Consider the following 18,861-nt stretch of genomic DNA (forward strand, 5'->3'; position numbering starts at 1 on the left):
TTCCAACTATAAATTGTAATTTTATTTCAATACTTCTTTCACTTTGTCCGCTGCTTCTTGGAACTGAATAGCAGAATGTACTGCAAGACCAGATTTGTCAATGATTTCTTTGGCAATCTCTGCATTGGTTCCTTGTAGGCGTACAATAATAGGCACTTTAATATCAGCTCCCATATTCTTATAAGCATCTACAATACCCTGAGCTACACGGTCACAACGTACGATACCTCCGAAGATATTTACCAAAATAGCCTTTACATTAGGGTCTTTTAGAATAATACGGAAAGCAGTTTCCACACGTGCTGCATCGGCAGTACCTCCTACATCCAAGAAGTTGGCAGGCTCTCCACCCGCTTGCTTGATAAGATCCATGGTAGCCATAGCAAGTCCTGCACCATTGACCATACAACCTACGTTTCCGTCCAAATCTACATAGTTAAGACCAGCAGCCTTGGCTTCTACTTCTATAGGACGTTCTTCACGAGTATCACGCAATTCGGCATAATCCTTATGACGATAGAGCGCATTGTCATCAATAGTTACTTTGGCATCTACTGCAAGTATTTTGTTGTCGGAAGTCTTTAGCACAGGGTTTATTTCAAAAAGATTCGCATCGGAAGCGATATAGGCCTTGTACAAAGCTGTTACAAACTTCACCATTTCCTTAAAGGCTTCACCCTCTAATCCCAAGTTAAAAGCTACATTTCTCGCTTGGAAAGGCAACAATCCCAATTCTGGATCTATTTCTTCAGTGAAGATAAGATGGGGAGTCTTCTCAGCTACAGCCTCTATATCCATACCTCCTTCGGTAGAATACATAATCATATTCTTTCCTTTGGCACGATTGAGCAGTACAGACATATAATATTCCTTAGGTTCGCTCTCACCTGGATAGAAAACGTCCTCAGCAATTAGCACCTGATGTACCTTTTTACCTTCCTTAGGAGTCTGAGGAGTTACAAGGTTCATGCCTATGATCTGAGAAGAGATTTCTTTGACCTGATCTAAGTTCTTAGCTAGCTTTACGCCACCGCCTTTACCACGTCCCCCAGCATGAATTTGTGCTTTCACTACATACCATTGGGTACCTGTATCTTGAGTTAGTTTTTCAGCAGCTTTCACAGCCTCATCAGCTGTGGTAGCTACTACACCACGCTGTATGCGCACTCCGAACCCTGAGAGGATTTCCTTCGCTTGATATTCGTGTAAATTCATAATATAACTTTATTTGTAGTTGCAAATTTACAAAAAAATAATGACATAACCTATGTTTTTCTCTTATTTTTTTTACACGGAAAATCCCCTTGAAAAACAGCTCTTATGCTGACAAAGAGAGTTGTTTTAACAAGGTACCTACAAGAGCGTATATTTGTTCATAGGAAGCCAACTCATCACTCATGTAAATGAGTGCTAAGGAATAAGACTTATCCTGGGAAGATAGCTGATGCTTTTGCTTGCGATAACTCTCCCTTATCAAGCGCTTGATACGGTTCCTATCTACAGCCCTTTTAAGCTTCTTCTTAGGGACACTTATAAGCACTTGCGAGGGAGTAAGCGCCTTATCTAAGGGAAGATAAATGAGCTTCAAGGGGTATTTCTTGATGCTTTTGCCTTCTTTGAAAAGCGCTTGTATGCTATGATAATTACATAATCTTTCAGTCTTTGGAAAATCATTCATATCATAAAAGTAAAAAATGAATAATGAAAAGTAAAGCTAAGTGAATGCCTAAATCTTAGATATGTGAGTATAAAGTAAAAGGTAAAAAGTAGCAAATACCTTTTACCTATTACCTTACTTATTTTTTACATCTATTAAGCGTTTTCCTCTTCTTCCTCTTCCTTACCAGTAAGCAGACGGAAACCTTCACCATGTATATTAACAATCTCTACATTTTCGTCTTTCTTGAGGTATTTGCGAAGTTTAGCAATATACACGTCCATACTACGAGAGGTGAAGTAGTTGTCGTCTTTCCAGATTTTGTTAAGGGCAAGTTCTCGAGGCATTAGGTCATTCTCATGCAAGGCCAACAAGCGCAAAAGTTCATTTTCTTTTGGGGAAAGTTTTAGCGGCTCTTCGTCCTTGTAACGAAGGAAACGAAGCTTAGAGTTAAGGAAGAAATCTCCTATTTGGAACTCAAACTTCTTGCTATCTATCACTGTATCGATAGATTTTCTTTGGAGCATTGCACGGATTTTCATCAGTAGCACCTCTGAGTCAAAAGGCTTATTGAGGTAGTCATCAGCTCCTGATTTATACCCCTTAATCACGTCCTCACGCATGGTTCTTGCCGTAAGGAAGATGATAGGCACTTTTTCGTTCTTTTCACGGATTTCTTTAGCAAGAGTAAAACCATCCTTATATGGCATCATTACGTCCAAAATACACATATCGTATGGGTCTTTACGAAACTTGTCAAAGCCTTCCATTCCATTCTTAGCCAAGGTAACATCAAAGCCACTCATGGACAAATAGTCTTTTAGTACAGTTCCAAAATTTGGATCATCTTCTACAAGAAGAATTTTTTTATTAACTGCTTCCATTATTTTCAACATTTAAATTAATACTATTTTTTTACGTTTATATATTTTTTCTAACTTACTTAATTAAAAACCAAGCGCAACAAAGGTCTATCAAATAATTAGGGGCACCTTTATCACAAATGTACTTCCCTTTCCTTTTTCACTCTCAGCATATACCTCTCCATCGTGGTATTTTACGATGCGCTTTACATAAGCCAACCCTAATCCATGTCCCTTCACATTATGCAAGTCGCCTGTATGTTCGCGATAGAATTTTTCAAAAATCTTTTTCAGTACCGCCTTACTCATCCCTTGTCCCTTATCTTGAATACGGATAACCAATTTGTTATGAGCCACTTCAGTATATATATCTATATCAGGGGCTTCGGGTGAGTACTTAATAGCATTCTCCAATATATTGACAATCACATTGGTAAAGTGCATTTCGTTAGCCAGTATATCAGAGTTTTCCGCTTGCAAATGCTTCTTTATCTTACCCTTACGATCGTCTATCAAAAGTTGTACATGAGCTATGGCATTCTCTATCAGTTCATGTGCATCAAGTGGTTCTTTTTCTATCTCCACTTGGTTTTTGTCCAATTTTGAAATCTGCAACACATTCTCTACATGGGCATGCATACGTTTGTTTTCATCGCGCAGCATCTTCAGGTAGAAAGACATCTTCTCTGGATCGCTCATCACCTGTGGGTTCTTCATTGCATCGAGAGCTAAGTTGATGGTAGCAATAGGTGTTTTGAACTCATGGGTCATGTTGTTAATGAAATCGGTCTTGATTTCATTGATTTGCTTTTGAGTACGCATCTGGATAAAGGTCTTAGCAAAAGCCCAAATAATTATCGCTGTAAATATGAACACCCATACAGCCAACATAATCACCGAAGAGAGCAAGTAGCGCTGCCTATCAGGGAAATGTACCTGTAACTCATAATGTGAATCCCCCGCCTGATTTCTCAGTAAAGCAATGGTGTATATATTCTTTGCATTGGGGTCGAACCGCGCAGAGACAACACTGGTCATTTGTTTGTCCTTGGGGAGCGACCTATCATAGATAGCAAACTCAAAATCCAAGTTCAAGCCTCTGTTTCTGAGTTCTCTTTCCAAAAGAACGTCCAACTGAGGTGCCGTAATCCTATTCTCTATAGAGAGCTTGGCCGATACCTCACGGAACAGCTCCTCGAACATAGCCTTGTCAAAGGAGGTTATACGGCCTGTTTTTTCTTTAATGGTAGTACTATTAAAGCGCTGTCCGTCGAATCCCTGACTGGGGCCAAAGGTTCGTGAAGTCTGTTTGCTTACATAATTACGTATCTGGGTAGTATCTCCTTTGGGTAGGTTGAACAGTTCCGAGGGCACTGTATACCCCTCCTCCAATACTTGATGTTTGTAAGTGAATGTCTCCTTGGTATTCTTATTCTCTTGTACAAAAACCAAATCACGAATCTGTGAAGATTTCAAAGAACCTAAACTATCTTTTCCTTTTAACTCTATAAATCGGGTAATATACTTGTTAATTTCTTTCAGTTCTACCGATTCTGCCACCGAGTTCAGCGCCTGTTGTACCGAATGTGTAAAGGCTTCTTCTTTATTATCAATAGAACTCTTTACCCAATAAAACTGAATAGATATAAGACCTATAAGCGCTATAGGCATCAATATTAGAGCAATAATATAACTTCTCTTATTCATCAGGCAAAATTATAATTATTTTTTTGATATATTTAGTTTTTAACAATGTTTAACTTTTTGGTTAATTTTCTGCATTTTCATCTATCATTTCCATTATTTTACAATGGATTGTTTGGATTTTATCTAAATTTCTACCGAAATCTCTATTATCCACAACAAATGTTGATAATTTTATTCTATTTTCATCATTCCATTGATTTTTTATTCTTTTTTCAACAGTTTTTCTATCAATCTTATCACGGAGCATAACCCTGCGAATACGCTCTTCTAAGGGAGCCGTTACAGAGATGATATAATCGCAATCCTTATAGGAACCACTCTCAAAGAGTATGGCTGACTCTTTGATGACATAGGGGCTATGCTGCTCTTCTCTCCATCTTGCAAAGTCCTGCTGTACATAAGGGTGTATCAGTTGATTCAGGGCTTGGAGCTTTTCGGGAGTGGAAAAGACAATACTTGCCACAAAAGCCGTGTTGTATTTTCCCTCCACAAAGGCTTCTTCTCCCAAAAGGGCTTTTATCTCCTGTTGCAAGTGGGTGTCCTGAGCGATAAGTTCTTTGGCCTTGGTATCGGCTATATAGATAGGTATGGCAAACTCTGTGGCAAAGAGATTTGCTATGGTAGTCTTGCCGCTACCTATGCCGCCTGTAAGTCCTACGGTTGTCATCATGGGTGTATTATAAGATATTCTACCTGTGTCTCCTGCTTGAGGGTAACCGACACAGAAAGGGGTTTCTTGTATACCTCAAGAGGAATGGTCTGTTCCTTGCGCTTGTTATAGTCTGCCACCACTACAATATCGGAGGGCTTGAGGTTTCGTATGGTTTCCATATTTCCAGATAAGAGCACCGTGGTTTTCTCCGGAAGTAACTCCACCTGAGCGGTCAGTGGCTGGTGAAGTAGCTGTATAGGCACTTCCATGGATTGCTCTGTTACACGAATAATCTGTAAGGAATAGCTCATCTTATCGGTATCATAGTGTATCTTTGAGGTACTTTTCAGAGGAATTTCCCCTGAGAAAGAATTGGTTACATTCTTTTTTCGTCTTAGCTTTAGGTAAAGTCCCGTAAGGGTATCTAAGTCCTGTTCCAAACCGCTCACCTGCACCGAATCAGGGAAGACTTGATAGGTATCTATGCGATGATCCTCCTGCAAGGGAAACAAGAACTGTAACTTCACAGGTACTTTCTTTTGTTTCATTTTCTGATAATGAATACTCAGGGTGTCGGGCTGGATACTCAGTAGCTTTACCTCAGGGAAATACTTTTTGTTGATTTGACTGAGCATGCTTGGAGTAAATACATACTTATCCTTCCCTGCCTTTCTAAGTTCGCTAATATTGACCGAAAGAGTAGGCATGGAAAAAGCATACTTAAGTAGGGCAAACCCCTCTCCCTCCAACTCCACTTTTACAGAAAAAGGTGTCTGAGGGTCTATGAACTCATGAGAGGGTATTTCCTTATAACTCAGCTTCACTGTATAGAGCTGAGTAGCTTGCTTAGATAGGTTTCCTACCAGCCATGTAAGGGCTGCCAAGCCTATACAAAAGAGCATTCCTATAGTGTGCTTTGAGAAAAAATGTCCATTCGCTTTCATTGTCGCAAAATTAAGGTTTTATTTTCAAAAAAACAAAGAAAATTAAAGTTTTTTTCATTTTTTTGTTTACAAAAAATGCACCTTGTAAAAGCGTTTTTTTCGCCCTTACAAAGTGCCCCCTTTTTTAGTGACTGACGACTAGTGACTAATCTTAATAGTTGTTAGTTATTAGTAGTTAGTCGTTAGTAACTCTTCATTAGTCACTTGTCACTCGTCGTTTGTCACTAGTCATTCGTCATTATCTAAGAATCCTTTATCTATCAGTAGGTTATACCACTGGATAATCTTTTTTATATCGCTTGGGTACACTCTATCTTCGTCATAGTTAGGTACCACTGAAAAGAAATAAGCCTCCAATTCGGCATCAGGTGCCTTGTGAGAAATCTTGGTTTTGTTATTTTCTTCCTTTTCTTTAATGGCTGTAAATATCTCCTCTAGGGGTTTTTCTCCCTCCAAAGTATAAATCGCAATTTCTGAAAGTAAGCTTACATTGCTTCTCAGACCAATACTGATACGTTTGTCATCAAGGAGTGAAAGTGCTAAGAATCCTGTACGTGTGCGGGATTGTAGCTGGTAGAGACCTGGCTTCCCTGAAATAGTCAATATTTGATTTAATTTCATTTATAGTATATTTTTAACGGGTTCTTTTCTTATTGGTTTCAAAAAATCTCATTTTATAACCTACCTTTATCTTGCCATTACTTATATTATTGAGCTTGTTTTTAAGTAGTTGCTTTTTGAAGGAGGAAAGGTGATCGGTAAATAGGATTCCCTCTATATGGTCATACTCGTGTTGTATAACACGTGCTACAAGGCCTGAGAAGGTTTCAGTATGTTTTACAAAGTACTCATCTTGGTATTCTATCACAAGGGTAGGTTTGCGGCGAACGTCTTCTGTTATCCCAGGGATACTTAGGCAACCTTCGTTAAAAGCCCAAGGTTCGCCTTCCTCTTGGAGGATTTTAGCGTTGATAAAAGCTTTCTTAAAGGTCTTGAGATAGGCTTGTTCCTCTGGGGTAAGATCTTCATTTTCAGAGAAGCCTACCGTATCTACTACAAAGAGACGGATAGCCTGTCCTACTTGGGGTGCAGCCAACCCTACGCCATTGCTATGATACATGGTTTGGAACATATCTTCTATGAGCTTGTCAAGCGCAGGATAATCTTCTGGTATTGTATCACATACTTTTCTAAGGACGGGGTCTCCATAGGCTACAATAGGTAATATCATAAGCTTATTTTTAAGGGTGCAAAGGTAACTATTTTCTTTGAAATAATTCTATTTTTTAGCAAATCATTGCCAAAAAGCATCTGGGTATTCTTCTACCTCAGTATGGTGTTCTGCGCTGAGGTTCCGCCCTATTTCGGCCAAAGTCTCATCGGAGAGATTTTGCTCCATATAGGGAAAGAGTACGCGCTCTTCATAGCGAATATGTGCGGTGAGTAGCTCCATATATTGGGTCAGCAGTGCCTCTGTAGGAGCAATCGAGCACTGGGCTATGAGCTGTCGGATTTGCTCATGCTCCCTTAGGGCTTGGTCTATCAGTTCGTTCTTGATATAGGGAAAGAGGTATTGCTCTTCTTCTAAGAAATGTGCCTGCTGGTTATGTTGCCAATGAAAGGCTATATAGGCAGCAATACGCTCTGGAGCGATTCCTCTGCTGAGACCTTGCTTGATCTTCCACACATGCAGTAGGCCGAAATGGTGATCGCGAGAGAGCAATACGATATTTTCATTTCGCTTCATATCTTCTCTTTTTGTAAGAAAAGCTGTCTCTTCTGTGAAGAGACAGCTTTTATAACATTATTAACTAATTAAAAATCTAATCCTTAGTTATTAGCCTCTACTTTACCTTTGATTCTAAGGGCAATGTTAGGGGTATCTGTAGCATTAGAAGTAACCATGATTGTTTTGGCGATAGCACCTACACGTTGTGTATCATATTTTACTTCTATTTTTCCTGTTGCACCTGGTGCAATAGGATCTTTAGGATAAGAAGGTACTGTACATCCGCAGCTTGAGCTTGCACCTGAGATTACCAGTGGAGCTTTACCTGTATTCTTGAACTCAAATACACGAACTCCGTCAGCTCCTTGTTTGATTGTTCCGTAGTCAATTTCTTCGGTAACAAACTTGATTTCTGCTTTGTTTTGCGCTTGTGCAACAAATCCGAATGTTACAGCAAGTAGAAAAAATAAGATTTTTTTCATTGTTTTAAAAATTTAATTTATAATTACTATTTAGTTTCTTCGTTTTAACTGGGTGCAAAATTACAATACTTTTTTTAAAAACAAATATATAATGTAATTTTTTTTTTTAATTTTGTCCCCTCATTAAATCATAAGACATTTATACACTAACAAATATCATGCCAAAAATGGAAATTACGACAAAATATTCACCTGAGAACTTCGAAACTAAGTGGTATGCTTACTGGATGGAGCACGGATTTTTTAGCTCAACTCCCGACAAACGAGTACCTTACACCATTGTTATCCCTCCTCCCAATGTGACAGGAGTGTTACACATGGGACATATGCTGAACAATACCATACAGGATGTACTCATTCGTCGTGCACGCCTCAAGGGGTTCAATGCTTGTTGGGTACCTGGTACCGACCATGCCTCTATCGCTACCGAAGCCAAAGTTGTAGCCAAGCTCAAGGAACAGGGAATCCAAAAGAGTGACCTTACGCGTGAGGAGTTCCTTAAGCACGCTTGGGAATGGACGCACCAGTATGGGGGTGTCATCCTCGAACAACTCAAGAAATTGGGCTGCTCTTGTGACTGGAATCGCACCAAATTTACTATGGACGATGAGCTATATCGCTCTGTAATTAAGGTATTTGTGGAGTTGTATAATAAGGGGTATATATACCGCGGCTATCGTATGGTCAATTGGGATCCAGAGGCCAAGACTACCCTTTCCGATGAGGAGGTAATCTACAAGGAACAAAACGGAAAGCTTTATTACCTTATATATAAGGTAGAGGATTCTGAAGAATTCCTTACAGTGGCTACCACTCGTCCTGAAACGATTTTTGGGGATGTGGCAGTGTGTGTCAATCCTAATGATGAGCGCTACAAGCACTTACATGGAAAAAAAGTGATTATCCCTGTGGTGGGGCGTGCTGTACCTATTATCCAAGATGATTATGTGGATATGGAGTTCGGTACAGGGGCTTTGAAAATTACCCCTGCCCATGATATCAATGACTATGAAATAGGGCTAAGACACCAATTGCCTATCTTAGATACTTTCACCGATGAAGGTAAGCTTAACGAACACGGTAAGCATTACAAGGGCAAAGACCGCTTTGTAGTACGCAAGGAAATTGTTAAAGAATTGGAAGCCAACGGCCTCCTTTCCAAAACAGAAGACTATACTAATAATATAGGCACCTCCGAACGTACAGGTGCCGTAGTGGAACAGCGCCCCTTAGACCAGTGGTTCCTCAAGATGGAAGAGCTAGTAAAGCCTGCGCTTAAGGCAGTGGTGGAAACCGAGGAAATCAAGCTCTATCCTAAGCGTTTTGACAATACTTACCGTCACTGGTTGGAGAATGTTCGTGACTGGAATATCTCTCGCCAACTCTGGTGGGGACAACAGATTCCTGCTTACTACTATGGCACTGGCAAAGAAGACTTTGTCGTAGCTGAAACCAAAGAAGAGGCATTGGCTTTAGCTAAAGAAAAAAGCCATAATCCTGCCCTTATCTTGGACGACCTACGCCAAGATGAAGATGCACTGGATACTTGGTTTTCCTCATGGCTTTGGCCTATGAGTGTATTCAATGGTATTTTAGAGCCTGATAACGAGGATTTCAAGTACTACTACCCTACTCAGGATTTAGTTACAGGACCGGATATTCTCTTCTTCTGGGTGGCTAGAATGATCATCGCAGGCTATGAGTTTGCTGGTGACAAACCTTTTACCAATGTATATCTCACAGGGCTGGTAAGGGATAAGCTCCGTCGCAAGATGTCCAAATCCTTGGGAAACTCCCCCGACGCCTTACAACTGATCAAGGACTTCGGTGCCGATGGGGTACGTGTGGGCTTACTCCTATCTTCTTCAGCGGGGAATGACTTGCTTTTTGATGAAGCCTTATGCCAACAAGGCAGTGGCTTTGCCAATAAGATATGGAATGCTTTCCGCCTAGTCAAAGGTTGGCAAACAGCCGATATTCCTCAGCCTGACCATTCCAAAAGGGCTATTGCGTGGTTCAATGCCCGATTCCAAAAGGTACTGAGTGAAACCGAAGATGACTTTAGCAAATACCGTATCTCCGATGCGCTGATGAAGATATACAAACTTGTATGGGACGATTTCTGCTCATGGCTCTTGGAGATTATCAAGCCTGCTTATGGAGCACCTATTGATAACCAAACTCTTACAGAGGTAATTGCACTATTTGAAGATAACCTAAAGCTCTTACACCCTTTCATGCCTTTTGTTACCGAAGAAATTTGGCAACAAATAGCTCCAAGAACCCCTCAAGAAGCACTTATAGTGGCCTCTTACCCTGAGCAAAAGGCCTTTGACGAAGGTATCTTAGCCGAGTTTGAGTTTGTTCAGGAGGTCATCTCTGGTGTGCGTACCATTCGCAAGGAGAAAAACATTGCTTTCAAGGACGAAATCAGCCTATCAGTGATTAATAGTGAACAACTACCTACTCATTGGGATAGTATTATTCAGAAATTGGGCAATATCCCCGCCATTTCCTATACAGATTCCGCCGTAGAAGGCGCAGTCTCTTTCCGTGTAAAGGCCAATGAATACTTTGTTCCTATTTTGGACAAGATCAATGTAGAGGAAGAGATCAAAAAAATGGAAAAGGAACTTGCTCATGTACAAGGATTCCTAAAATCGGTACGTGCTAAGCTCTCCAATGAGAGGTTCGTTTCTTCCGCTCCTGCACAAGTAATAGAAACAGAGCGTAAGAAAGAAGCCGATGCCTTGGCCAAAATTGAGACACTAGAGAAGAGTTTGCAAAACTTAAAATAACCCCCCAATCACTAATTACTTTAACAAACCCAGTCTATGCTTGTTAAAGTGGGGGCAACTGACAAAAAATTCATGGCATTATTTTTGCCGTATGAAGTAAAAATCATAACTTAGCCCCACAATAAAGGACAACCCTATTTATGAACGATAACTTTTCACCAAGAGTAAAAAATGTAGTCAATACGGGAAAGCTCGAAGCTATCCGTATGAAACATAGTGTGGTAGGGACAGAGCATTTGCTATTGGGTATCCTTAAAGAAACGGATGGAAGTGCTTTTGAAGTGCTCGCTGCCCTGAATGCTAACATACCTACCTTGCAGAGAAAAACGGAATCACTTGCCAATTCTATCAATTCCTATTCAGATACGGCTGCCTCTCAGCTTGAGAAGAGTATCCCCCTTACCCTACAGGCAGAAAATGCGATGAAGGCCACTGTCCTTGAACAAAAAAGTTTCAAGAATGACCAAATCAAGACCGCTCATCTGCTCTTGTGTATCCTTAGAAATAACAGTGATCCAACCACTAAGCTCCTTAATCAGGAAAAGATTAATTACGAGAATGTGAGACAACAGTTTGAGATGATTAACAATGAGAAAAAACAAGACGAACGCACTTTTATGAGTTCGTACGCCTACGAGGATGACGATGAAGACGAAAAATCTGACATTTTGTCACCCTCTACCCCTCAAAAAAACAACTCAAACCAGAAAACTAATACACCTGTTTTAGATAACTTTGGGAAGGATTTAACCCTTATGGCTCGCCAAGGCAAGCTTGACCCCGTGGTAGGCCGCTTTAAGGAAATAGAGCGTGTCTCCCAGATTCTCAGCCGTAGAAAAAAGAACAACCCCTTACTCATCGGAGAGCCTGGGGTAGGAAAGAGTGCTGTGGCCGAAGGGCTTGCTATGCGTATCATTGAGCGCAAGGTATCACGTGCCTTGTTCAATAAGCGTGTGGTAACACTGGACTTAGGCTCGCTTGTGGCTGGTACCAAGTACCGCGGACAGTTCGAGGAACGTATGAAGGCGATTATGAACGAACTGGAACAGAACAAGGACGTTATCCTATTCATTGATGAAATACATACCCTCGTGGGCGCTGGTAGTGCCTCTGGAAGTCTTGATGCTTCCAATATGTTCAAGCCAGCACTAGCACGTGGAGAAATCCAATGTATAGGGGCTACCACCATGAATGAGTACCGTGAATCTATAGAGAAGGATGGTGCTCTAGAGCGTCGTTTCCAAAAGGTCATCATAGAACCTACCTCCTATGAGGAAACCATCGAAATCCTCAACAATGTAAAGGGTAAATACGAAGACCATCATCATGTGAAATATACCCCTGAAGCTATTGAGGCTTGTGTGAAACTCACCACCCGATATATCACTGACCGATTCCTTCCCGATAAGGCCTTGGACGCTATGGACGAAGCGGGTGCCCGTGTGTATATCTCACAAATAAAGGTATCCAAACAAGTGGAGAACTTAGAGGAAGAAATTGAGAAAATACAAACACTCAAGAACGATGCTGTAAGAGGAATGCGCTATGAAGAAGCAGCTAACTACCGTGATATAGAACGTAGGCTCAAAGAACAATTGGAAGCCGAAAAACAGTTGTGGGAAAAAGAATCTTTGCGAAATCGCAGCGAAGTAGGCTTTGATGATATTGCCCAAGTGGTCTCCATGATGAGTGGCGTGCCTATTACGCGTATGGAACAATCCGAAATGACAAAACTCTCTTCGTTGGAGAAAATTATCCAGCAGAAAGTTATAGGACAAGAGGAAGCCGTACAGAAGATTGTCAAGGCTATCAAGCGTAACCGTACAGGACTAAAAGACCCGAACCGCCCTATTGGTTCCTTTATCTTTATCGGACAAACAGGGGTTGGGAAAACGCAGTTAGCTAAGATTTTAGCCCGTGAGCTTTTCGACTCCGAGGATGCGCTAATCCGCTTGGATATGAGCGAATATATGGAAAAATTCACCGTCTCTCGCCTTATCGGTGCGCCTCCTGGCTATGTAGGTCATGAGGAGGGGGGACAGCTTACCGAGCGAGTACGTCGCAAACCTTATTCCGTGGTCTTGCTCGATGAGATAGAAAAAGCACACCCCGATATTTTCAATATGCTCTTGCAGGTGCTCGATGATGGATTCCTAACCGACAGCCTCAATAGAAAAGTAGATTTTCGCAATACGATTATCATCATGACCTCCAACATAGGAGCACGTCAGGTGAAAGAGTTTGGACAAGGTGTAGGTTTCTCCACTGCTGCCAAGATCTCACAAGCCGATGAGCATGAACGCTCCATAGTAGAAGGTGCACTCAAGAAGGTCTTTGCCCCTGAGTTCCTTAACCGTATTGATGATATTGTGATGTTCAACTCCCTTGACAAAGAGAATATCAAAGGCATCGTAGAGGTAGAGCTTGAGAAACTATTGGAACGCATGAAAGCACTCGGCTACTCCCTTTATCTTACTGATAAGGCTAAGGAATTTATCGCCGAAAAGGGTTACGACAAGCAGTATGGTGCTCGTCCGCTCAAGCGTACCATTCAGCGCTATATAGAAGATGAAATCGCTGAAAAGATTGTCCTTGGCGAAGTAAGAAAGGGTGATACCATCTCGGTAGATTATACGAATAATGAAGAGAAACTTACTTTTATTGTAAGTAATATAAAAAGTATACCCATAGAGGAAGAATAAGAGATCCTAACAATAGAAAGAGGCTATTTCCTTTGCAATAGCCTCTTTTTTCTTATCCTTCTTTATCTCTATTTTTATAGAACCAATAGGCTCTAAAGAGCTTTATTTCTCCAAAGCTATATTCCTCTCCTACTCGTGCTCTTAGTTCATTGAGCGTTTCTTCTTGAGTTATAGTAGGTAATGCCTGCTGAAAGTGTTGTAACTTTTCAGCAGAGAGCACCTCTTCTATGGAAATAGCTCCTTCTCCTATATATTTGGTTAAGTGCCCATAGACAGTGGATTCGGTTAGTTTGCGTTCTGCAGCGATCTCTGTCACGTTTTTTTTCTGTTTCCAAAGCTCAAGTGTAAGAGCATAGGTAGATATCTTTTCCTTTTTCTCCTTTTTCTTGACAAGCTCTGGTGCTTCTGTGGAGAGTTTGCCATTGAGTGAGTCTTCTCTCCATTTTTCTATGGCACGCCCCAGCAAGCGTTCCCTATAGTTCTTAGCTTTCTCAAAGGATTTCCTTTCCTCTTGTTCTGAAAGGGGGTCTATGATGGATTCTAAAATAATTTTAGTCTTAAGTAGCTGCACAATAGCATCTATCTGCATGTCTTCCAATTGAGTAAGCTCCTCGGTGAAGGCTTTTACTTGTTTTTTTCCATTCACTTGCAGATGGGTGTAGAAAGTCTCTAAAGCAAGCCTATCCAACTGTGGATAGAAATAGTCATAAGCCTTCTGAAAGCGCTCATATAGGTAATATTTGTCATAATGTGGATCTGAGAAGATACTTCTTAGCTGATTGAGGAACTTTTCCGAATGCTGGACAATCGTATCATACGTACGACTTTGCTCCTGTGCCCATTGGCGAAACTGGCTTTTGAGGCTTCGTGCATTCTCCTGCTTATACGAACTGACATGTGCGCCCCATTGTACTGCCAAGTCTAGCCAAGAAAAAGTTTTGAGTACTTCTTTCTCCAAGAATGCCTTTCTTTCTGAAGAAAAAGTATCGGCCAAGGTCTCAGGGGCTGCTTTTTGAGAGGCATAGTCTATCACATCTGTAGCCGTAAAGAACTCTTTAGCATTGAGAGAGGAGAGCAGTATAAGCCCATCAAGACTTCTAAGACGGGAAAGCGCTACATAGGTCTGTCCAGAGGCAAAAGCATCTGCTAAATCAATAACCGCCTTGTCAAAGGTAAGCCCTTGGCTCTTATGTACAGTAATAGCCCAAGCAAGTCGCAAAGGATATTGGGTAAAAGTACCCAATACTTCTTGTTCTATCTCCTCCGAATTGGCCTTGCTCTTATAGCGAATATGCTCCCATATGTATTTACCTACCTCTATAACAGTATCCTCATCGGAGAGTTTCACTCGTATCTCTTCCTCGGAGAGGTATACTACTTCGCCTATCTTTCCATTATAATAGCGCTTAGGTATTTCTGAATCATTCTTGACAAACATGACTTGGGCACCTACCTTCAAGGATAATTGAGTATCCAAGGGATAGAGGTATTCAGGAAACTCATCTTTGACCTCTGCCTGATAGGTAAATACAGGCGCCTTAATAGCACTAAAGGCAGCTGCATTGATCTGATCCGCCTTATAATTATGGGTTGTTAGTGTGATATAACCATCATTATAAGAAGGCTTAAAAGAGGGCTGTATATACTGCTGTAGGGTCTGTATATCTCGCTGTGTGATCTCATTGGTACGCAAGTGATTGAGTATCTGTACGAAATCAGCATCGGACTGCCTATATACCTTTTCCAGTTCCAAATACAAGGGGGGATTTTCCTCTATTACCTTGGAATGAAAGAAGAAGATGCCCTTATAATACTGTTGTAAGAGTTCCCATTCTTGGGGCTTGACCACAGGAGGGAGCTGTAATAAGTCCCCTATAAAAAGCACCTGTACGCCCCCAAAAGGTGCCGAAGACCCCCTGACCGATTTCAGTACAGTGTTGATCATGTCCAAGGTATCAGCACGGAGCATACTGACCTCATCTATGATTAGCAGCTCCAATTTCCTGAGCGTCTTCCGCTTATAGCTATTCATTTGCTGCCGTTGTATAAGAGTTTTGGGAGTGACCACATTTACATTCTCCGCAAGGGACATATCCATTGCTGTAGAAGGTACAAAGGTAGCTATTGGCAACTGAAAAAGGGAGTGCAGCGTCACACCTTTGGCATTGAGCGCGGCTATCCCAGTGGGAGCAGCTACCATGACATTCTTATAAGTAGTAGCTATAATCTGATGCAATAGGGTTGTTTTCCCTGTCCCTGCTTTCCCCGTTAGGAAAATAGAACGATGGGTCTGATTGACAAAATCCAATACATACTGGGCTATATCCATGAGTGCTATTTTTAGCCTACAAAGGTACAAAATTTAGGTAAAAAGTAAAAGGTAAAAAGTAAATATTTAGGATTATAGGCAGATTTTTTATTTGGTACAATTTTTGTGCGCTGTACAAAAATAATTTGTACCTTTGTACTCAAAATAAGAATCTTATGGCTTACACTTTTACTATTGACAACAGTAGCAAACAAGCATTAGCTATTATTGAATATCTGAAAACACTTAGTTTCGTGAAATTTACAGAAACAGAAACTAAAGAAAAAGCCCCTACTAAAGCTAAGGCTAAAACAGGGCTTAAAGAGCCTGCATTCTCTCAGGAGGTTTTGGAAGCTGCTGAAAAACTAAAATGGACACCCGCCGAAATTGTAGAAGCTGCCAAGAGGGAAGAAATGTCGCCTGAAGACTATGCTTTTACAATGTTGCTTTCTAAAAAGATAAACCATAACATAGCCAAGCGTGTATGTGAGGATTTTAATATTCCTTATAAAAAGAAATAGGTATGATTATCATTGCAGATAGTAACATCTTTATGAGTGCCTTGATTTCTCCTAATGGAGAAACGGCTTCCATTTTAGCAGAAAGAAAAAAGATTCAATATATAGTGCCTGATTATCTGATTACAGAAGTTACAGAACATATTCCTGATATAGTAAAACGCCTTAAAAATCAAAAAACTAAAAAACAGCTCTTGGCTGATTTCAAAGAATTATTAGAGGGGATTACTATTGTCAATATAAAAAAGGAAGTGCAAAAAAGTAATATTCAAAAGGCGGAACTTATCACAGAAGACGTTGATTATGATGACTACCCTTTTATAGCCTTACATTTGCAAGTAAATCATAAAATCTGGACTTCTGACAAAATACTTGTAAATGGACTTACAGAAAAAGGTTATGGCAACTTTTTCATTAGTACCGAAGAACTCAAAACACACCTTTACAAGAAAAAACCTAAGAAATAACTCCTTTGCTATACAAGTGTTTTACGCTTCTTAAGTGGGAGTTTCTCGTTTTCTATTTATTATTTTTCTACTTCTACTCACATATCCAGCTCCAATATCCGCTGGCTTTACCCTTTACTTTTTACTTTTTACTTTTTACCTTTTACTTTTTATAAGTAATCCACATAAAGGTACTCCCTCCTTTGCGGTCGTAATAAGCCCCTACACTTCCCCAATCAAAAGAATGTATCTTTCCTATTTGTGAGGTAAGCCATTGCTTGTAATACTTCTCTGTTTGTAGCTCATACGCTTCACTCCAATCCTCCCAAGAGGTTTGTCGTTCATTCATGGAAAATTCTATAGAAAACAAGCGTTCTCCTTCAAAACAAACTGCCACATGGAATAGCTTCCCTTCAAAAGGACATTTGTCAAAATAGATCCAATAGTAGCCTGTCCCTACCTCCCATATCTTATGAGTAGGGAACTGCACCCGAAGACTTGAATAGGTAGTCTCTCTGGTAATCACCCCTTCCTTTATCAAGAGGAAATCACCATTTGTAGTATCTAAAAAAGCATGTTCTTGCTCCATAATAACCCTCCTTTCAGCGTACAAAGATACTCGTTTTTATTCAGAAAATGGTCTTTCCTACATTTTTTATCTCTTTTCACTATTCACTTGTCATTAATCATTTGTTATTATTTTTTTGTATCTTTGCCCCAAATTTCTTTTACCCTTATGAAAAAACGTGTTGCCTTTTATACCTTGGGTTGCAAGCTAAATTTTGCTGAGACAGCCACTATTGCCCGTAGCTTTGAGAACGAGGGTTATGACAAGGTAGATTTTGAGGAACCTGCTGATATTTATGTGATTAATACCTGCTCTGTTACCGAAAATGCGGACAAGCAGTTCAAGCAAATTGTACGTAAAGCCCTAAAGCACAACGAAAATGCTTTTATCGCCGCCATAGGCTGCTATGCTCAGCTCAAGCCTGAAGACCTCATCGCTGTAGACGGAGTGGATTTGGTATTGGGTGCCAAAGAGAAATTCAATATCACCCAGTATATAGACGACCTAACCAAGCTTAACAAGGGGCAGATTCACTCCTGTGACATCAACGAAGCTGATTTCTATGTAGGGAGCTACTCCATAGGCGACCGTACCCGTGCTTTTCTCAAGATTCAGGACGGTTGCGACTACAAGTGTACTTACTGTACCATTCCGATGGCGCGTGGTATCTCCCGTAGTGATACTATAGAGAATATCCTTAGGAATGCTAAGAAAATATCCGAGAACAATATCAAGGAAATTGTCCTTACTGGGGTCAATATAGGAGACTATGGCAAGGGGGAGTTTGGCAACAAAAAGCACGAACACACCTTCTTGGAACTAATCCAAGCCTTGGACACAGTAGAGGGTATAGAGCGCTTACGTATCTCTTCCATTGAGCCAAACTTACTCAAGGACGAGACCATCGCTTTTGTCTCCCAGAGCCGTACTTTTGTCCCTCACTTTCATATTCCTTTGCAGAGTGGTAGCAATGATATTCTCAAGAAGATGAAGCGCCGCTACCTAAGGGAACTCTATCAGAATCGCGTAGCCAAAATCCGTGAGCTGATGCCCGATGCCTGTATAGGAGTTGATGTGATCGTGGGCTTCCCTGGGGAGACGGACGAACATTTCTTGGAGACTTACCACTTCCTTAATGAGCTGGATATCTCTTACTTACACGTCTTTACCTACTCCGAACGCGCCAATACCGAAGCGGTAGAGATGGAGGGAGTCGTGCCAAGCGAGGTACGTGCCAAGCGTAGCCGTATGCTTCGTGGGCTTTCGGCTAAAAAGCGACATCATTTCTATGAAAAACAACTCGGTACTACCCGCGAAGTACTTTTTGAAAGTGATAACAAAGACGGATTTATGCACGGATTTACAGAGAATTACGTAAAAGTAAAAACGCCTTTCAACCCTGAGCTGATCAATACCCTACAGCCTGTGGTACTCAAGAAAATAGATACAGATGGGATTGTTACAGTGGATCTTATAAACCCTTGAGA

General features: G+C 40.8%; 17 protein-coding genes. 5 read left to right on the top strand and 12 right to left on the bottom strand.

What is annotated here, in order from left to right:
• Positions 1-21: 21 nt before the first annotated feature.
• The 10 genes from sucC to HMPREF9331_RS03115 all read right to left on the bottom strand — a co-directional run bounded on the left by sucC (position 22) and on the right by HMPREF9331_RS03115 (position 8,034).
• A complete protein-coding gene (gene sucC / locus HMPREF9331_RS03070) occupies positions 22-1,215 on the bottom strand; it encodes an ADP-forming succinate--CoA ligase subunit beta (protein ID WP_009642110.1) in 1,194 nt (397 codons plus the stop codon).
• A gap of 103 nt (positions 1,216-1,318) precedes the next feature.
• Positions 1,319-1,678 (bottom strand): ribonuclease P protein component, encoded by a 360-nt coding sequence (gene rnpA, locus HMPREF9331_RS03075; protein ID WP_016419695.1) that lies wholly within the window; start codon positions 1,676-1,678, stop codon positions 1,319-1,321.
• A 134-nt stretch (positions 1,679-1,812) separates the two neighbouring features.
• Positions 1,813-2,541 carry a response regulator transcription factor gene (locus tag HMPREF9331_RS03080; protein ID WP_009642111.1) on the bottom strand — a complete coding sequence of 243 codons (729 nt, stop codon included), beginning with the start codon at positions 2,539-2,541 and terminating at the stop codon, positions 1,813-1,815.
• 90 nt (positions 2,542-2,631) lie between these two features.
• Entirely contained in the window at positions 2,632-4,227 is a 1,596-nt protein-coding gene (locus HMPREF9331_RS03085) for a sensor histidine kinase (RefSeq protein ID WP_016419696.1), read from the bottom strand.
• Positions 4,228-4,288: 61 nt separating this feature from the next.
• On the bottom strand, positions 4,289-4,897 hold the full coding sequence (coaE, locus tag HMPREF9331_RS03090; protein WP_016419697.1) for a dephospho-CoA kinase: 609 nt from the start codon (positions 4,895-4,897) through the stop codon (positions 4,289-4,291).
• Positions 4,894-5,823, bottom strand: a complete 930-nt coding sequence (locus tag HMPREF9331_RS03095; RefSeq protein ID WP_016419698.1) for a YbbR-like domain-containing protein — start codon at positions 5,821-5,823, stop codon at positions 4,894-4,896. The genes coaE and HMPREF9331_RS03095 overlap by 4 nt, the downstream gene beginning before the upstream one ends.
• A 228-nt stretch (positions 5,824-6,051) precedes the next feature.
• Entirely contained in the window at positions 6,052-6,444 is a 393-nt protein-coding gene (locus tag HMPREF9331_RS03100) for a DUF5606 family protein (protein WP_016419699.1), read from the bottom strand.
• Between the two features lie 13 nt (positions 6,445-6,457).
• Positions 6,458-7,054, bottom strand: a complete 597-nt coding sequence (gene def, locus HMPREF9331_RS03105) for a peptide deformylase (protein WP_016419700.1) — start codon at positions 7,052-7,054, stop codon at positions 6,458-6,460.
• A 63-nt stretch (positions 7,055-7,117) separates the two neighbouring features.
• Positions 7,118-7,570: a hemerythrin domain-containing protein gene (locus HMPREF9331_RS03110; protein WP_016419701.1), complete on the bottom strand. Its 453-nt coding sequence runs from the start codon at positions 7,568-7,570 to the stop codon at positions 7,118-7,120.
• A gap of 83 nt (positions 7,571-7,653) precedes the next feature.
• Positions 7,654-8,034: a DUF1573 domain-containing protein gene (locus tag HMPREF9331_RS03115; protein WP_009642140.1), complete on the bottom strand. Its 381-nt coding sequence runs from the start codon at positions 8,032-8,034 to the stop codon at positions 7,654-7,656.
• Positions 8,035-8,201: 167 nt separating this feature from the next.
• Between HMPREF9331_RS03115 and HMPREF9331_RS03120 the strand changes: the two genes are divergently transcribed.
• A complete protein-coding gene (locus tag HMPREF9331_RS03120; protein WP_040356911.1) occupies positions 8,202-10,832 on the top strand; it encodes a valine--tRNA ligase in 2,631 nt (876 codons plus the stop codon).
• Between the two features lie 140 nt (positions 10,833-10,972).
• A complete protein-coding gene (locus HMPREF9331_RS03125; protein ID WP_009642142.1) occupies positions 10,973-13,534 on the top strand; it encodes an ATP-dependent Clp protease ATP-binding subunit in 2,562 nt (853 codons plus the stop codon).
• 52 nt (positions 13,535-13,586) lie between these two features.
• On the opposite strand, the gene HMPREF9331_RS03130 is transcribed toward HMPREF9331_RS03125, so the two are convergent.
• Complete coding sequence (locus HMPREF9331_RS03130) at positions 13,587-15,863, bottom strand: helix-turn-helix domain-containing protein (protein WP_016419703.1); 2,277 nt, start codon at positions 15,861-15,863, stop codon at positions 13,587-13,589.
• Between the two features lie 155 nt (positions 15,864-16,018).
• Here HMPREF9331_RS03130 and HMPREF9331_RS03135 point away from each other — a divergent pair, with 155 nt between their 5' ends.
• Positions 16,019-16,363: a hypothetical protein gene (locus HMPREF9331_RS03135; RefSeq protein WP_016419704.1), complete on the top strand. Its 345-nt coding sequence runs from the start codon at positions 16,019-16,021 to the stop codon at positions 16,361-16,363.
• Between the two features lie 2 nt (positions 16,364-16,365).
• A complete protein-coding gene (locus HMPREF9331_RS03140; protein ID WP_016419705.1) occupies positions 16,366-16,827 on the top strand; it encodes a PIN domain-containing protein in 462 nt (153 codons plus the stop codon).
• A 142-nt stretch (positions 16,828-16,969) separates the two neighbouring features.
• Here the strand turns inward: HMPREF9331_RS03140 and HMPREF9331_RS03145 are convergent, their stop codons facing one another.
• Positions 16,970-17,395, bottom strand: a complete 426-nt coding sequence (locus HMPREF9331_RS03145; RefSeq protein WP_016419706.1) for a hypothetical protein — start codon at positions 17,393-17,395, stop codon at positions 16,970-16,972.
• A gap of 147 nt (positions 17,396-17,542) precedes the next feature.
• Here HMPREF9331_RS03145 and mtaB point away from each other — a divergent pair, with 147 nt between their 5' ends.
• Positions 17,543-18,859 (top strand): tRNA (N(6)-L-threonylcarbamoyladenosine(37)-C(2))-methylthiotransferase MtaB, encoded by a 1,317-nt coding sequence (mtaB, locus tag HMPREF9331_RS03150; RefSeq protein ID WP_009642077.1) that lies wholly within the window; start codon positions 17,543-17,545, stop codon positions 18,857-18,859.
• Positions 18,860-18,861: the final 2 nt, after the last annotated feature.

The sequence above is a fragment of the Capnocytophaga granulosa ATCC 51502 genome (genome assembly GCF_000411115.1).
Taxonomy (GTDB): Bacteria; Bacteroidota; Bacteroidia; order Flavobacteriales; family Flavobacteriaceae; genus Capnocytophaga; species Capnocytophaga granulosa.

Bases quoted from the DNA above. Each gene is read 5' to 3' on its own strand.
- sucC (WP_009642110.1), bottom strand. From the start codon at position 1,215: ATGAATTTACACGAATATCAAGCGAAGGAAATCCTCTCAGGGTTCGGA.
- rnpA (WP_016419695.1), bottom strand. From the start codon at position 1,678: ATGAATGATTTTCCAAAGACTGAAAGATTATGTAATTATCATAGCATA.
- HMPREF9331_RS03080 (WP_009642111.1), bottom strand. From the start codon at position 2,541: ATGGAAGCAGTTAATAAAAAAATTCTTCTTGTAGAAGATGATCCAAAT.
- HMPREF9331_RS03085 (WP_016419696.1), bottom strand. From the start codon at position 4,227: ATGAATAAGAGAAGTTATATTATTGCTCTAATATTGATGCCTATAGCG.
- coaE (WP_016419697.1), bottom strand. From the start codon at position 4,897: ATGATGACAACCGTAGGACTTACAGGCGGCATAGGTAGCGGCAAGACT.
- HMPREF9331_RS03095 (WP_016419698.1), bottom strand. From the start codon at position 5,823: ATGAAAGCGAATGGACATTTTTTCTCAAAGCACACTATAGGAATGCTC.
- HMPREF9331_RS03100 (WP_016419699.1), bottom strand. From the start codon at position 6,444: ATGAAATTAAATCAAATATTGACTATTTCAGGGAAGCCAGGTCTCTAC.
- def (WP_016419700.1), bottom strand. From the start codon at position 7,054: ATGATATTACCTATTGTAGCCTATGGAGACCCCGTCCTTAGAAAAGTA.
- HMPREF9331_RS03110 (WP_016419701.1), bottom strand. From the start codon at position 7,570: ATGAAGCGAAATGAAAATATCGTATTGCTCTCTCGCGATCACCATTTC.
- HMPREF9331_RS03115 (WP_009642140.1), bottom strand. From the start codon at position 8,034: ATGAAAAAAATCTTATTTTTTCTACTTGCTGTAACATTCGGATTTGTT.
- HMPREF9331_RS03120 (WP_040356911.1), top strand. From the start codon at position 8,202: ATGGAAATTACGACAAAATATTCACCTGAGAACTTCGAAACTAAGTGG.
- HMPREF9331_RS03125 (WP_009642142.1), top strand. From the start codon at position 10,973: ATGAACGATAACTTTTCACCAAGAGTAAAAAATGTAGTCAATACGGGA.
- HMPREF9331_RS03130 (WP_016419703.1), bottom strand. From the start codon at position 15,863: ATGGATATAGCCCAGTATGTATTGGATTTTGTCAATCAGACCCATCGT.
- HMPREF9331_RS03135 (WP_016419704.1), top strand. From the start codon at position 16,019: ATGGCTTACACTTTTACTATTGACAACAGTAGCAAACAAGCATTAGCT.
- HMPREF9331_RS03140 (WP_016419705.1), top strand. From the start codon at position 16,366: ATGATTATCATTGCAGATAGTAACATCTTTATGAGTGCCTTGATTTCT.
- HMPREF9331_RS03145 (WP_016419706.1), bottom strand. From the start codon at position 17,395: ATGGAGCAAGAACATGCTTTTTTAGATACTACAAATGGTGATTTCCTC.
- mtaB (WP_009642077.1), top strand. From the start codon at position 17,543: ATGAAAAAACGTGTTGCCTTTTATACCTTGGGTTGCAAGCTAAATTTT.